10 protein-coding genes and 1 pseudogene are annotated in these 15,696 nt (G+C 39.1%); 6 read left to right on the forward strand and 5 right to left on the reverse strand.

The genetic code is table 11. The features are described from left to right. Positions 1–24: 24 nt before the first annotated feature. Complete coding sequence (locus tag ABJN95_RS09785) at positions 25–675, reverse strand: DUF4159 domain-containing protein (protein ID WP_348370212.1); 651 nt, start codon at positions 673–675, stop codon at positions 25–27. A 46-nt stretch (positions 676–721) separates the two neighbouring features. Between ABJN95_RS09785 and ABJN95_RS09790 the strand changes: the two genes are divergently transcribed. Next, a complete protein-coding gene (locus tag ABJN95_RS09790; protein ID WP_348370213.1) occupies positions 722–1,510 on the forward strand; it encodes a DUF1223 domain-containing protein in 789 nt (262 codons plus the stop codon). Positions 1,511–1,566: 56 nt separating this feature from the next. Here the strand turns inward: ABJN95_RS09790 and ABJN95_RS09795 are convergent, their stop codons facing one another. Continuing rightward, positions 1,567–2,274, reverse strand: a complete 708-nt coding sequence (locus ABJN95_RS09795; RefSeq protein WP_348370214.1) for a 16S rRNA (uracil(1498)-N(3))-methyltransferase — start codon at positions 2,272–2,274, stop codon at positions 1,567–1,569. Positions 2,275–2,339: 65 nt separating this feature from the next. Further along, the gene (gene tsaD / locus ABJN95_RS09800; RefSeq protein WP_348370215.1) at positions 2,340–3,368 is read right to left on the reverse strand and encodes a tRNA (adenosine(37)-N6)-threonylcarbamoyltransferase complex transferase subunit TsaD; all 1,029 of its coding nucleotides are present in this window, start codon (positions 3,366–3,368) and stop codon (positions 2,340–2,342) included. Positions 3,369–3,435: 67 nt separating this feature from the next. Here tsaD and ABJN95_RS09805 point away from each other — a divergent pair, with 67 nt between their 5' ends. The 4 genes from ABJN95_RS09805 (at position 3,436) to ABJN95_RS09820 (ending at position 10,999) form a co-directional block, all read left to right on the forward strand. Then, positions 3,436–7,899, forward strand: coding sequence for a translocation/assembly module TamB domain-containing protein (locus tag ABJN95_RS09805; protein ID WP_348370216.1), 4,464 nt, complete (start codon positions 3,436–3,438; stop codon positions 7,897–7,899). A gap of 156 nt (positions 7,900–8,055) precedes the next feature. Next, positions 8,056–9,042, forward strand: a complete 987-nt coding sequence (gene pfkA, locus ABJN95_RS09810; protein WP_348370217.1) for a 6-phosphofructokinase — start codon at positions 8,056–8,058, stop codon at positions 9,040–9,042. Between the two features lie 25 nt (positions 9,043–9,067). Beyond that, the gene (gene gap, locus ABJN95_RS09815; protein ID WP_348370218.1) at positions 9,068–10,069 is read left to right on the forward strand and encodes a type I glyceraldehyde-3-phosphate dehydrogenase; all 1,002 of its coding nucleotides are present in this window, start codon (positions 9,068–9,070) and stop codon (positions 10,067–10,069) included. 78 nt (positions 10,070–10,147) lie between these two features. Further along, complete coding sequence (locus tag ABJN95_RS09820; protein ID WP_348370219.1) at positions 10,148–10,999, forward strand: N-acetylglucosamine kinase; 852 nt, start codon at positions 10,148–10,150, stop codon at positions 10,997–10,999. Positions 11,000–11,103: 104 nt separating this feature from the next. Here the strand turns inward: ABJN95_RS09820 and ABJN95_RS09825 are convergent, their stop codons facing one another. Both ABJN95_RS09825 and ABJN95_RS09830 read right to left on the reverse strand, forming a co-directional pair. Further along, the gene (locus ABJN95_RS09825; protein WP_348370220.1) at positions 11,104–11,484 is read right to left on the reverse strand and encodes a RidA family protein; all 381 of its coding nucleotides are present in this window, start codon (positions 11,482–11,484) and stop codon (positions 11,104–11,106) included. Positions 11,485–11,583: 99 nt separating this feature from the next. Then, positions 11,584–14,337: a putative LPS assembly protein LptD gene (locus tag ABJN95_RS09830; RefSeq protein ID WP_348370221.1), complete on the reverse strand. Its 2,754-nt coding sequence runs from the start codon at positions 14,335–14,337 to the stop codon at positions 11,584–11,586. 131 nt (positions 14,338–14,468) lie between these two features. Between ABJN95_RS09830 and ABJN95_RS09835 the strand changes: the two are divergent. Then, a pseudogene (locus ABJN95_RS09835) lies at positions 14,469–15,254 on the forward strand (N-acetylmuramoyl-L-alanine amidase); the annotation flags it as partial. Between the last annotated feature and the right edge of the window lie 442 nt (positions 15,255–15,696).

A 15,696-nucleotide genomic window follows, 5' to 3' on the forward strand; every position in this document is an offset into this window, starting at 1 on the left:
AGTTTTTATTCATGCTGCCTTTTATCAGTTCTTGAAGACATATGAAATGATATTCGCACCCATCTGTAAAGCTTTTAAACGAATTGGTTCAGGGTCATTGTGCACCGTAGGGTCTTCCCATCCATCTCCCAAATCCGATTCGAAGGTAAATAAAAGAACAAGACGATTTTCATGAAATATTCCCAGGGCTTGTGGTCTTTTTCCATCGTGTTCATGAATTTTAGGTAATCCCTCTGGAAATTGGTATTCCTCAGAAAATATAGGGTGATCGGCGCCTATTTCTTCCAGCACTTTATCCGGAAATATTTTAAGAAGTTCTTTGCGCAAATAAGGTTCCATACCGAAATTGTCGTCAATATGAAGAAATCCTCCTGAGATCAAATATGTTTTTAGATTCGCTGCCTCTTCCTGTGAGAAAACTACATTGCCATGACCGGTCATATGCAAAAAGGGATATTGAAAAATACGGGTATTATCTACTTCAACAGTTGCTGGTTTTTCACTGAGCTTCGTATTGATATGTTCGTTACAGAAACGTATCAGATTGGGCAAGGCAGTGGGGTTCGCATACCAATCACCACCTCCTTTATACTTTAGAATCGCGATTTCTTGGCTGAGTGCAATATTAAAGGTGAAAAAAATAAAAATGAAAGTGATTTGCGTAAGGTGCTTCATAACTCAACGTACTAAATAGGAGTATTTATCAAATTTAATGAATATCATGCTGAAAAATATCTTTATAGCTTTTATTGTATTTGGTAGTGTGTTGATGGTGGCTTTCACGAATGATTTTGGTAAAGCAGATAACGCTACCGCAGATGTAATCGACGCATCGATTTACCAACCCATTGTCGTTTTAGAATTATTTACCTCGCAGGGATGTTCTAGTTGCCCCTCAGCTGATTTGCTTTTACAGGAGGTCAAAAAAGAGTTTATGGAGGAGGTTTTTGCGCTGTCGTATCATGTTGATTACTGGAATTATATCGGTTGGAATGATCCTTTCAGTAAAGCTGAATATGCAGAAAAGCAACGAGAATATAACATCAAGTTTCGCAACCGAAGTAACTATACGCCGCAATTGGTGGTCAACGGGAAAGAACATTTTGTTGGTTCACGTTCCTCAAAAATGTATGATGTTATAACGAGGTATAAAAACAAGAAATCGATGAATCTTATTGGTTTAACCGAGATAACAGTTGACAAGAAAAACGTTGCTTTTTCCTATGAGGTGAAAGGCAGTATATCGAGTAAAATTATTAGAACACTTTTGGTACTTGACGAGCGTACAACACATGTGAATCGAGGTGAAAATAGAAACCGTACGCTTCAAAACAGCAATGTAGTCGTTGCAGAGAAATCGTTTTTACTTGAAGAATCGCAAGGTTCAATGGAAATTTCCATCCCACAATTGGTAGCTAACTCCGATAAATTGAACCTTATTGTTCTTGTCGAAAATACGAACTATGATATTACGGCAGCAGCTAAGCAAGCTTTGGTGCGCCCACTATGAAGAAGAAGTTGTTTGTTTTAAGCTCCGCCAGACTGTAATGGTAATGCGGAGTTTTTTTATCCGTTGTTAATCATATTTACTGTTGTACAGGCTACGATAGCGGCCGTTTCTGTACGCAAGCGATTTTCTCCCAAAGATACCGGTAAGAACCCTTTTTCATAGGCATGTTTGATTTCTTGATTTGAGAAGTCGCCTTCCGGCCCTATAAGAACAGTAACGTCTTTATCTGGGGCAACCCTTCTTTTTAAATCTAATTTTTCCTCGTTTTCACAATGTGCAATAAACAAAAGACCCTCATGTGGCTTGTTGATAAATTCTGTGTACGTTATCGGGGGGTTCAATTTGGGAAGAAATGTCTGAAGCGATTGTTTCATGGCCGACTGAATAACCTTTTCCATTCGCGCTATCTTAATAACTTTTCGTTCTGAGTTGTCGCAAATTATCGGAGTGATTTCGTGTACCCCTATTTCAGTAGCTTTTTCAAGGAACCATTCGAACCTTTCGTTCATTTTAGTAGGGGCTACCACCAAATGAAACCAGTACATCTTTCGATGTTTCTTTACGGTGCTTACTATTTGCGCTTTGCATTTTTTGGTATCCGCAACTATAATTTTTGCTTCAAAAAGATATCCTTTTCCATTGGTAATATGTAACAAGTCGCCTTCTTTTTTTCGAAGCACTTTGATAATGTGTTTACTTTCTTCTTGGCTTAAGGTAAATTGCGCGGCACTGTTATCTAACCGGGGGTTGTAGAATAATTGCATGTTTTAAAAAAATTTATTTACTCCTACAAAAAAATAGGAATCAGATTGCGTTATAAGATTGTGTATTAGGCTCCGATGACATACCTAGCCATCGCCGTGATTTCATGGCTTGTAAAACGGGCTTCCTGGTATTTTAAATAACCAACTATGCCAATCATAGCGGCATTGTCAGTACAGTATTCAAATTTGGGGATGTGAGTTGACCATCCGTAAGATTCCCTTGCTTCCTCCAATGCCTTACGTATACCAGAATTGGCCGAAACTCCACCGCCAATAGCAACTCGTTTTACACCGGTCTGTGTTACTGCTTTTTTAAGTTTGTCGATCATAATCTCAACGATAGTATGTTGAATAGAAGCACAAATATCGTTTCGATTTTTATCAATAAATGCTGCATCCTTTTTTGTTTCTCTTTGAAGGAAATACAAAATGCCCGTTTTTAATCCACTGAAACTGAAATTCAGTCCTTCAACTCTAGGTCTGGTAAAGGAGAAGGCTTTCGGGTTGCCCAGTTGTGCATACTTGTCAATCAAAGGACCACCAGGGTAGGGTAGGCCAAGAATTTTGGCGCTTTTGTCAAAAGCTTCTCCTACGGCATCATCTAAGGTTTCACCCAAAATTTCCATATCAAAATAATCGCGAACCAAAACAATTTGTGTATGCCCCCCACTAATGGTGAGTGCTAAAAAAGGGAAGCTGGGCGCATTCATGCCATCTTCTTCAATAAAATGTGCCAATATATGTGCTTGCATATGATTGACTTCAATAAGAGGGATGTTCAAACCCATTGCCAATGATTTGGCAAATGAGGTGCCCACTAACAATGAACCCATTAGTCCAGGCCCCCGTGTAAAAGCTATGGCTGATAACTGTTTTTTATCGATATTTGCCTTAGACAATGCTTGGTGTACAACCGGAACGATATTTTGCTGGTGAGCCCTTGAGGCAAGTTCGGGTACAACACCCCCATATTCCTCATGTATTTTCTGTGTTGCAACAACATTGCTCAACTTTTTTTTATTACATAAAACCGCAGCGGAAGTATCGTCGCAAGACGATTCTATAGCAAGAATATAAATTGTTTCGTTTTCCATACGGTTTGGAATAAAAATTGGGGTATAACCAAAAGCAAAGGTAAAACATAATAGTCCTATCAAAAAATTGAGAAAAATACTGCTGAGAACTGTATTGGTATTGATACTGATATGTGTTTTGGGGACTATTATTCTTTCCACACCTTTTGTTCAAACTCGATTGGCCAAGTACGCTACCGATTCAATTAATGAAGAATTTGGAACAAATATCAACATAGATAAGTTAAAAATTTCTTTAATTTCCTGGGATACTTCCTTGGAAGGAATTTATATTGAAGATTACGAAAAAGATACCCTTTTTTATATTAACGAGTTGACTACCTCCATCTTGAATGTGCGCAATTTGGCCAAAGGAAAACTTGAATTTGGCGATATTGACATTGATGAGCTTGATTTTAAGCTAAAAACCTATCAAGACTCCACAGCGACCAATTTAGAAGTCTTTATTGACAAACTCGATGACGGTAAACCACGTAAACCGGGAACACCGCCTTTCTTTTTTTCGTCTTCGAGTGTAGCGGTATCAAATAGTACTTTCAGACTTCATGATGAAAATCGTGAGACTGTTGAAATGTTGAATTTTAAGAGTTTGAACATTTCAGCAGAAGATTTTCAGATTTTAGGTCCTGAAGTTACCACTGATATTAAAGCAATGTCGTTCAATAGCCATCGTGGGCTTCAAGTAGATAAACTTTCGACAGATTTTAAGTATACGAAGCAACAAATGCGGTTTGATTCATTAGGTATTACGACTCCTGATTCTGAATTGAAAGGAAATCTTGTTTTTAATTATGAGCGAAAAGACTTTGCCGACTTTCTGAACAAGGTGAATATACAAGCCGATTTCACCGAATCGACTGTGGCTTTCGATGAAATTAATAGACTGTACAGTCAATTTGGATCTGGAAAGAAAGTGACCTTTTCATCGAGTCTTAACGGCGTTTTAAACGATTTGAACGCCGAAAAGTTATTCGCGCAATCTGACAATACCGGTATTCGTGGAGACTTCAATTTTAAAAATTTATTTAGCAAGGATCGGCCGTTCGTCATGGACGCAGAAATGAAGAATGTAACGACAAGTTACTATGAACTTCGGTCATTACTGCCCAATTTTTTGGGAACACTACCTACCTCTTTTCAAAAGCTGGGTCAGTTTACGGTTCGAGGTGATGCTGTGATTTCAGAAACGGCAATTAACGCCAAAGTCAATTTGAATACGGCCGTTGGTAGCAGTTATGCCGATTTAGAACTTACCAATATTGACAATATAGACGAGGCTGAGTACAAAGGGTTTGTTTCGCTTATTGACTTCGATTTGAGTCGTTTTACAGACCGAGAAAGTTTGGGAAAGACCTCGTTTGATTTCAATGTTGAGGGCAAGGGCTTCTTACAAGAAAATGTGAATACCGAAGTAATCGGGCAGGTGTATTCGGTTGATTTCAACGGCTATACCTATCAGAATATCAAAGTTTCAGGAATCGTAAAAGATCAGCTTTTTGATGGAACTTTGGTCGCTAATGATGAAAATTTGAAGTTCAATTTTAAAGGATTGGCTGAATTTGGTTCCGGAAATAACAATTTCAATTTCATTGCAAATGTAGACTATGCTGATCTGAAAGCATTGAACTTTATAAATGATAGTGTCTCTATTTTTAAGGGGAATGTTAATATGGATATCACAGGCAGTACCCTAGACAATATTATCGGCGATATCAGGTTTACTAAAACGAATTTTCAAAATAAGAACGATACCTACTACTTCGAAGATTTCAAAGTTTCTTCAGCTTTTGAAGCCGATTCAACGCGTACCATCGATATAAATTCGACCGATATCATTACCGGATACCTGAAGGGTAAATTCAAGGTAAGAGAACTGGGTAGGCTTGTGCAAAACTCACTTGGTTCGGTATATACCAATTATCGCCCTTTTCAGATTTCTGAGGGACAGGAGTTAGCCTTCAATTTTAAGATTTACAATAAGATTGTCGATGTATTTTTTCCGGAAGTTAAGTTTGACCCAAATACCTTTATCAAAGGTAATATTGTGGCTGATGAAGGCGACTTTAAGCTCAATTTTAAATCCCCAAGTATTTTAGCGTTTGGTAATCAAGCGGATAAAATCGAGATAAAAATCGATAACAAAAACCCGTTATTTAATACGTTTGTTTCTGTTGGAGATCTTTCCAATGCCTATTATGATGTCAAGGACTTCAATTTAATCAATACCACCTTAAAAGACACTTTGTTTTTTAGAGCAGAGTTTAGGGGTGGTAGTGAATATAATGACAGTTATAACCTAAATTTTTACCATACATTCAATCAAGAAAACAAATCTGTTATTGGGTTAAAAACATCGGATGTTAGCTTTAAAGGCAATACCTGGGTTTTGAACAAAGATGGTGATTCGAAGAACAAGGTTATTATTAACAGAACTTTGGATAGTATTTCGATTCAGGAAATTGTAATGAATAATGAAGAGCAAGAGCAAATTCGCCTTAGGGGTACCTTGGCCGATTCAACTTCAAAAGACTTGCAATTACAGTTTAAAATAGTTTCGTTAGACAAAATTGCTCCCGTAATTGACAGTTTAAACCTCGAGGGAGAGGTAAATGGTACACTCAATATTTTTCAAAAAGATGGCATATATCTGCCGTCATCAAATCTAGGAATCGATGATTTTTCGGTAAACGGAATACGGTTAGGTGATTTAACTATGGGAATTGTTGGTAATAAAGATCTCACCGATTATGTGGTCAATACACAAATAACAGATAATGGTATAGAAAAATTAGGGATAGTAGGAAATATTAACAACGAGGGAGCTATGCCCACCACCCAACTATTGGCCAATTTTCGTGATTTTGATTTGGAGCCATTCAGCCCATTGGGCGAAGGGGTAATTGACAATATTCGTGGTGATTTGAACGGAAGTGTCCGTATCAACGGTGATATCAATAATCCTGAAATAAACGGATTGCTCACCCTGAATAATGCGGGAATTGCTGTACCATATCTAAACGTAGATTACGCTTTTGCACCCAATTCTAGAGTGCGACTTACAAATCAGACCTTTGATTTTGAGCGAATCGCATTGACCGATGTCGACGAAAATACCAAGGCGACTATAGATGGTACCATAAAGCATTCTTACTTCAAAGATTGGTTACTTGACTTAAATGTAAATACTAATGATGACCGTTTGCTCATTCTAAATACGGCATACGATGAAGAGGAGTTGTATTACGGTCAGGGCTTTTTAAATGGTACAGGAAGAATTTACGGCCCAACCAAGGCCTTGACGATCAAAGTTGATGGAACGACCGCTGCGGGAACTAGTATAAACATTCCGCTAAGCGATGTAGCAACTTTAGGAGACTATTCCTTTATTAACTTTATTGACAAAAAGAACAGAATAACATTTGACGAACAACGGGTTTTAGACGATGTTGAAGGATTAGAATTGGAATTTGATTTGGCCATAACACCCGAGGCGGAAGTGTCAATTGTTACCGATACCAAAACAGGAAGCACGCTTAAAGGAACAGGGGAAGGAATTATATTAATGCAAATCAACACCAGAGGTAAGTTTTATATGTTTGGAGATTTTGTGGTGGTGACCGGAGAATACAACTATAAGTTTGGAGGTATCATTGATAAAAAGTTTAATGTAAAACCTGGTGGCACCATAAATTGGGAGCAAGATCCGTTGGCAGCCATTTTAGATATGGAAGCGGTTTACAACTTGAGTGCGAATCCAGCACCCTTATTGGATAATCAGTTTTACTCAAGAGGTATTTCGACCGATGTGGTTATTAAACTCACCGGGGAACTGGAAAGCCCCGATATTGGTTTTAACATTGAATTTCCAGGTTCAAATTCTATTATCCAGTCCGAATTGGAGTATCGGCTTCAAGATCCGACCGTAGAGGAACGCAACGCGATTTTCCTGCTAGCTCAAGGTTCATTTGTGAGTGATCAAAGCGGTATAACTGAACAGGCCATAACAGGAAACATTGCGCAATCTGTTTCAAGTTATTTGAATCAGTTGTTGAGTTCCAATGATGACAAATTTAAATTGGGTATCAATTATGAACAAAGTCAACAATTAAATACCGAAGCCGATATTGGGGCTAACAGCCGGTTAGGGGTAACCGTATCTACCCAGCTTAGCGACCGGGTTCTGATAAATGGCAAGGTAGGAGTGCCAGTTGGAGGAACCAGTGAAACTATTGTTGCAGGAGATGTAGAGGTCCAACTTCTACTAAATGACGAGGGTACCCTGAGCGCCAAGTTTTTTAGCCGACAAGGAGAAGTTCTAGAGTATTTAGCAGACCAATTGGGTTCGACTCAGGGGGTGGGACTATCCTACGAGGTTGATTTCGATAACTTTAAAGAACTCTGGCGAAAGGTATTTAAGAAAGAAAAAGAGAAGCCTAAGAAAGAAACCGAAAAGGCAAAGACTGAACCTATATCTGTTATGGGCAATGATAGTCTGGTTAGATTCTACACCAAGGCTAAAGATCGGCGTTAGCTTTAGCACAAAAAACGCCCGAAAAGTTGTATTCGAAACTCACCCCCGACAAATTCAATTCGAAAACGTTTTAGTAGGTTAATTCAAAGTAAATAAGGGGGCTAAGAGTTCTTTTATTCGAATAAGTTTGCTACTTTCGTTGGCTTAATTTTTTTTATGGCTTCAGAGATAAAAAAGATAGGTGTTTTTACTTCAGGAGGTGATTCTCCGGGGATGAACGCTGCCATTCGGGCCGTGGTTCGAACATGTGCCTTTTTGAAAATAGACTGTGTTGGTATTTACCGTGGCTACCAAGGTATGATCGAGGGCGACTTTAATCCAATGGATGCCCGAAGCGTCAATAATATTATCAACAAGGGCGGTACAATTTTAAAGTCTGCCAGATGTCAAGAATTCCGAACTGCAGCGGGAAGAAAACAAGCCTATGGGCAGTTAATAGCCGAAGGAATCGATGCGTTTGTGGTTATTGGAGGCGACGGGAGTTTTACCGGTGCGATGATTTTCAATGAGGAATATAACTTTCCGGTGATAGGAATTCCAGGTACTATTGATAATGATATTTTCGGAACATCGAACACCTTAGGTTTTGATACCGCCTGTAATACTGTTGTTGAGGTAATCGACAAGATTCGAGATACAGCAAGTTCTCACAACCGTCTATTTTTTGTGGAAGTTATGGGTAGAGACGTTGGCCATATTGCACTCAACGTTGGTGTTGGGGCAGGTGCAGAAGAAATTTTGATTCCTGAGGAAGATTTAGGGCTTGAGCGGTTGATAGAATCTCTAAAACGCAGTAAAAAGTCGGGCAAATCATCTAGTATTGTTGTGGTGGCCGAGGGTGATAAAACCGGAAAAAGTGTTTTCGAACTTAAAGAGTACGTAGAAAAGCACCTACCAGTATACGATGTTCGTGTATCTGTATTGGGTCATTTGCAACGTGGGGGCGCTCCTTCTTGTTATGATAGGGTGTTGGCCAGTAGAATGGGCGTAAAGGCGGTAGAGACCTTGTTGGAAGGTAAAACCAATCTAATGGTTGGTATACAAAATAATGAATTGACCTTAACCCCGATTAGTAAAGCAATCAAGGGGCATACAAAAATCGATAACGAACTCATTCGAGTATCAGATATAATGACAACATAACTTAATTACACTAAAAACAAAGAAAATGTCAAATTTAAAGATAGGAATTAACGGATTTGGAAGAATAGGTAGATTGGTATTCAGAACAACCGTAAAAAGAGGTGATGTAGACGTGGTAGCAATCAATGATCTTTTAGATGTTGAACACCTTGCGTACTTGTTGAAATATGATTCGGTTCATGGTAAATTTGATGGAACCGTCGAGGTAAAAGATGGCAATTTAGTGGTAAACGGAAAAACGGTTCGCATAACAGCAGAGAGAGATCCCAAGAATATAGCCTGGGATGCTGTAGGTGCAGAAATCGTTGCTGAATGCACGGGAATTTTCACCACGTTAGAAACAGCACAATATCATATTGATGGTGGTGCTAAAAAAGTGGTTATTTCCGCTCCGTCAAAAGACGCTCCTATGTTCGTTATGGGTGTTAATCACAGTGAGGTAAAAGCCTCTGATACTATAGTTTCCAATGCATCTTGTACTACCAATTGTTTGGCTCCTATGGCAAAAGTATTAAATGATACCTTCGGAATTGAGGAAGCTTTGATGACAACCGTACACGCTACTACAGCTACTCAAATGACCGTAGACGGACCTTCAAAGAAAGATTGGAGAGGTGGTAGAAGTGCCATGCTGAATATCATTCCAGCTTCAACTGGCGCTGCCGTGGCTGTTACCAAGGTGATACCTGCTTTGAAAGGAAAGCTTACAGGGATGGCCTTCAGGGTGCCAACAGCAGATGTTTCTGTTGTCGACTTAACGGTACGTCTTGAAAAAGAAACTTCCTATGAAGAAATTAAAAGTGCTTTTAAATCAGCTTCTGAAGGGAATTTAAAGGGAATCTTAGGTTATACCGAAGAAAAGTTAGTTTCTCAAGATTTTGTTTCTGACCCAAGAACCAGCATTTTTGATGCTGGAGCAGGAATTGAGTTGAATTCAAAGTTCTTCAAATTAATTTGCTGGTACGATAATGAAGCTGGATTCTCCAATAAAATGGTAGATCTTACGCAACACGTAGCGAGTTTATAAATCAAAAAAAAATTATGATATCCTGAAGATTAGTGCGTATACACTTGTTTTCAGGATACTATTTTTAAAAAAGACAGTATGATATTAATTGTTGATAGCGGCGCGACCAAAGCAGATTGGATAGCTCTTGATGAACAAGGAGAACAATTGTTTCTTACTCAGACGTTGGGGTTGAGCCCCGAAGTTCTGACCAAAGCGGTGATCGAAGATCGATTGGCTAACAATTTTGAACTGTCAAAAAATAAGGAAAAAGTAACACGCCTTCATTTTTATGGTGCAGGATGCGGAACGGATCGAATGAAAAATTTTTTAAAGAATATTTTTTCTGACTTCTTTCCGAATGCCAAAGCGGAGGTCAAAGAAGATACCTATGCGGCTATATTTTCGACAACAAAAATAGGTCATCAAGGTATTGTGTGCATTCTCGGCACTGGATCTAACTGCAGTTATTATGACGGGCATCAACTATTCCAAAAAGTTACATCCTTAGGTTATATTCCAATGGATGATGGTAGCGGTAATTTCTTTGGACGAAAATTGATTCGAGATTACTACTTCCATAAAATGCCACAAGATTTGGCAATGAAATTTGCCAAAGGATATGATTTGGACGCCGATGTAATTAAGGAAAACCTGTATAAGCAACCCAACCCGAATACCTACTTGGCTACCTTTGCCCGATTTTTAGTAGAAAATAAAGAACACCCTTATTGCAAAGGGGTAATCGATAAGGGGTTTCAGCAGTTTGTTAATAATTATATTATGCAGTTCGAACTAGCCACCAAAGTTCCGATCAACTTTGTTGGTAGTATTGCACATTATCTGAAAGACGAACTCGTAAGTGTGCTAAAACGCAATGACCTAATTGTTGGTGTTATTCGACAACGACCTATTGAAGGCTTGGTAGAGTTTCACAGAGAAACCATTTAAAAGTATAGCTCAGCTAGCCAACGCAAATACTAATCTTAAAATTATTGGTTTTTTGAAACAACTCAGTTTTGGAACATTTGTTTGTACCAATACCCAACCGAATGCTATTTTACCGCGATCATAGAAATTTCAACGTTCACAAACTTTGGTAAATTCGCAACTTCTACAGTTTCTCTAGCGGGAGCAGTTTCGGTATTAAAATAAGCTCCATACACTTCGTTTACTTGAGTGAATTGGTTCATATCCGCCAAGAAGATAGAAGACTTTACCACATTCTCAAAGGACATTTTAGCCTCGGTAAGTATTGCTTTGAGGTTTTTCATGCATTGCTCTGTTTCTCTTTTTATATCACCCGATAGTATTTCACCAGTGGCGGCATCCATAGGAATCTGCCCCGAAATATAAAGTGTGTCATTGCTCAAAACGGCTTGATTATAAGGTCCGATAGGAGCAGGAGCGTCTGTAGTGTTAATTATTTTTTTCATAGAAAATGGTTTATTAGTAATTCCACCACTCGTCTAACTCGAGATAAATGTTGGCGAAAATTCATTTCATTTAATGTTCCAAAAATTAAACAATCTAAATCATCTAATTCTTGGGGGCTGACTGCGATTCTCCCATTTTAGATCTTTCAGTATGCTAGAGCTTATTCCAATGAAGAAATCCCAACGACGATACTGTCCGAAAGGTGTCCAGTTAAATCGTAGATTAAAACTACCAAGCTTTCTTTCAAACCTTAACTGGGTCAGCGTAAATCCTTTGCCTTTGAAATCGTAGCCGGTAGACCCACCCACTTTCCATCTAGGAGATAGTTGAATATTTCCGCGTACCATTAGCGAATGGCTGCCGAACTCATTCTGGCGAGCCGAATTGTTATAGGTAGCGGAATAGGCGAGATTAAAATCCCAGGGTATTTTGGTGCTAAAAACAGGATTTTCAATATCCCGATCTTTTCGAGTATCCTCATCATAAATTGGGTTTCCAAATTCATCAACCTTTTCAAATGGGTTATTGATTTCATCTTGAGCTGAATAGTCGTATTGACCAGCTTCTTCTTCTTCTTGCTCTTCCGATTCCTCTTCTTCCTCTTTTTTTCCAAACATTTCACTATCAATGCGATAGCCTACGTTAATATTCGCCCTTGTCAAGCGTAACAAACTACCCCCATTATCTATATTGAAGGTGTTTATACGTCTACCAGTGTTGTCAATAGCATATGGGTCTAAGCCCGCTGAAAAGTTAATTGACATCTTATTGTCTAAAATATTGGTACCGCCGTTTACACTCAACGGACTTAATTTCAGGGAATCTGCTTCAAGATTATAGCCTGTAGAGATATTAAAATTACTCAATATCGGCACTTTCTTGGGTTCCGTAATCGTGGAGTCCTTATCACGTACTTTAGCTTCCAAAGTATTTGCTAACGAAAAACTGATACTGTTAGACTTTCCCAACCTGGGTGCGCCGTTCAAGGTGCCTTCAAATCTACTAAACTGTACTACCTCACCGTTTTCACCAATATATTCATCATAAAATTGATCAAAAGACGGCGCATAGCCATAGCTTAGTGAAGGTCGCATGACATGGCGAATGGCTTGAATCTTTTTGTCGTCACCAAATTGAAAAGTTCCGTAAATGGTCGTTCCAATACTGGCGTTTAGGTTGTAAGTGTTATAGCGGTCAAAGCCTGGTATGCTATCTCGTACAACAGTTCCCTGTTGCGTTGGATCTTCAGCTTCTACAAACCTTTGATTGAACGTTTCTAAGGTCCATACGTCTTCATAATTACCACCCATACTCACACTTAAATACTTGAGTAATTTGAAGTTGGTACTTATTGGAATACGGTGTCTAGCACCAAATCTTCCATTATCGAACATTGCGGCCTTTAAGAAGTCGTCATCATTAGTTGTCAATGAATAACGGGCATTCACATCGTATTGTAAATTGATGTTTTGGAAAACGCCTTTTTTAATTCCATCTCTTTTTACAAAGGGAAAAATTCGCTCCATACTGGCCTGAAAGGTGGGAAGCGTCATTTGAATATTATCCTTGCCGTCATCAGTAGATCCGGGAGAGGTATTCTGACTATGTGTGGCCGTTAAACTCATATTAATAGATGGGTAGGCCGGAAGCGTCTTGGAGTAGGAAATAGAGGAAGACAAGTTATTGCTCAGTAAATTTGCGCTACTTACCCTACCTAAGGAATTTTGAAAGAACTGACTACTACCTAAATTGACCGAGGCCGAAAATCGAGAATTCGGACTCGCCTTAGTATCTTGAGAATGCGATATTTGAATGTTGTAATTTGAACTGCGGCTGAAATCGCTGAATCCTTTTTGGCTGGTAACCAGATTTTGATAGGTGACATTAATGTTACCCCTATACTTGTAGCGCTTCACGTAGTTCGAGCGCGATCGAATACCCCAACTTCCATTCGTGTAGAAATCGCCTGTGAGTTCAATATCCAAATTATCACCAATAGGCAGGTAATAACCCCCATTCTGTAAAAAATAACCCCGGTTAGGATCATTTCCTATGGAGGGCATTAAAAGGCCTGCAGTTCTTCCGACACTCAGTGGGAAATAGGCAAAGGGTAAACCAATAGGAGTGGGTACATCGGCAATGTATAAGTTGCTCAAGCCAGCAATTACCTTTTTACCAGGAACCAATTTGGCTTTTCTAACCCGGATATAATAATCGGGGTTGATCGTATCTTCCGCAGTGGTGATTCGAGCTTCACTCATAAAATACACCGAATCATTCTCTTTTTTAGTGATTTCGGCATACACCTTCATGGCGTCGCTACCTAGCTGCCCGCCTGCTGCCTGTTGTTCTGTTCTTGAATTGAATATCAAGGCCTTCTGGGTATCGAAATTAAAACGAATAGAGTCAGGTATCACAACTTGATCTCCTTGCTTGAAATAAGGGAGTTGTGAATAAACGCCCAAAGAATCCTTCATTCTACCGGCATAGACTTCGTTATTGACATAGTCCATAATAATGATTCCGGCTTTGAGCTCCGTGTCTTGATAGTATATTTCCGCCTCGTTGTAGAGGTATATTTTTTGATTTTTTTGGCTCAAGATAATCGAGTCTTTTGCCTTATATTGAATTTTGTCGAGTAGGAGAGGAGACTGTCCATTGCTACTACCAACCTGGGTAGAGTCGCTTAAAATAGTGTCTTTTTCAACGGCTACAGGATAAAGCGGGGCAATGATTGTATCTTTCTCTACTTTGATCGGTAAACCGATTATTTGGTCTTCTTGAGCTAGCCCAGAAAGCGTACCAATCAAAAGTAGGAGGAGGAAAAGTAAATGATGTTTATTTGATTGCAAGGCTATATATCCTATTTTTGTAAAGGTTTGGCTTTACTTTAGGAGGTCAAACTTACATATATTTTTTGTTCCCGTTATAGGGTATTACAATAAATTTAACCATATTCAAAGTACCGAAACACCTTAATTCTATGAATAAAAAGCGTTTTTTTGTTCTTCCCATTTTGCTCTTGACGCTCTTGTTGACTTCATTTGTAAAAAACAATGGCCAAGAAAATAATGAAGACAAGTTTATAGTTGTTCTAGACGCGGGCCATGGGGGCCATGACCCAGGAAACTTAGGCAATGGGTATTTAGAGAAGGATATTGCCCTTAATATCGTATTGAAAGTCGGGGCAATTTTGGAGCAAGATCCAAATATGAAAGTTATCTATACCAGAAAAGATGACACCTTTATTGATTTGTTTGTACGGGGTGAGATAGCCAATAAGGCAAATGCAGACCTTTTTGTATCGGTGCACTGCGATTCACACACATCTGATGCTTATGGTGCAGGAACTTTTGTTTTAGGACTTCATGCCAACAAGCAAAATTTTGAAATTGCCAAAAAAGAGAACTCTGTAATCTATTTAGAAGATAACTATGAAACGCGCTATGCCGACTATGATATCAATTCACCTGAATCAGTAATTGGCCTTACCATTATGCAAGAGGAGTTCTTGGATCAAAGTATTTCGCTGGCGAAAGCTATTCAAGACAATTTTACAGGAAAATTGAAACGTAAGAATCGTGAGGTAAAACAGGCTGGTTTTATTGTTTTACACCAAACCTTTATGCCAAGTGTCTTAGTAGAAACAGGATTTTTGACGAATGACAGTGAAGGCGCATACCTGAATTCAAAAAAGGGTCAATCTGAGATGGGCACCGCCATTGCAGAAGCCATTTTGTCGTATAAGGGCGGCGTACAATCTAGCTTAGGTCAAGCCCCTAGAAAGGTTATTATGCCAGCTCCAGACCCTGAGAAAGAGGTTGTTGCCAATACCCCAAGTGTAGCCGAAAGTACTGCAACAATTAGTAAAAATGCTGCGGAAGAATTTGCAAAAGACCCAGCGGCAAATCCTGTGGAAGACAAAGTCGATACAAGTGGAGAGACAGAAAATGCTGTAGCAGACAAAATTCCCACTGTTGCAAAAAATACCCCTGAAGTCATTAAAACAGCCCAGGAAGCATCGAAACTTCCTGATGCCGTACCAACGGTGAAAAAGGAGGAAGTAAGTGGCACAGCATCGCCCGGGCTCAAGAAAGATATTGAACAAGCGGTAGAAAAACCCAAACCTCCTGTGGTCGAAAAGAAAGAAACTATTGCCCCACCAAAAGAAATAGAACAGCCAGTCAAGCCCTCAGTAACTATTGAGTTTA

The organism is Maribacter sp., from assembly GCF_039974175.1.
Taxonomy (GTDB): domain Bacteria; phylum Bacteroidota; class Bacteroidia; order Flavobacteriales; family Flavobacteriaceae; genus Maribacter_C.

Excerpts from the sequence above, each read along its gene's own strand:
- tsaD (WP_348370215.1), bottom strand. The coding sequence starts at position 3,368 with ATGGAAAACGAAACAATTTATATTCTTGCTATAGAATCGTCTTGCGAC.
- ABJN95_RS09790 (WP_348370213.1), top strand. The coding sequence starts at position 722 with ATGCTGAAAAATATCTTTATAGCTTTTATTGTATTTGGTAGTGTGTTG.
- ABJN95_RS09820 (WP_348370219.1), top strand. The coding sequence starts at position 10,148 with ATGATATTAATTGTTGATAGCGGCGCGACCAAAGCAGATTGGATAGCT.
- pfkA (WP_348370217.1), top strand. The coding sequence starts at position 8,056 with ATGGCTTCAGAGATAAAAAAGATAGGTGTTTTTACTTCAGGAGGTGAT.
- gap (WP_348370218.1), top strand. The coding sequence starts at position 9,068 with ATGTCAAATTTAAAGATAGGAATTAACGGATTTGGAAGAATAGGTAGA.
- ABJN95_RS09785 (WP_348370212.1), bottom strand. The coding sequence starts at position 675 with ATGAAGCACCTTACGCAAATCACTTTCATTTTTATTTTTTTCACCTTT.
- ABJN95_RS09795 (WP_348370214.1), bottom strand. The coding sequence starts at position 2,274 with ATGCAATTATTCTACAACCCCCGGTTAGATAACAGTGCCGCGCAATTT.
- ABJN95_RS09825 (WP_348370220.1), bottom strand. The coding sequence starts at position 11,484 with ATGAAAAAAATAATTAACACTACAGACGCTCCTGCTCCTATCGGACCT.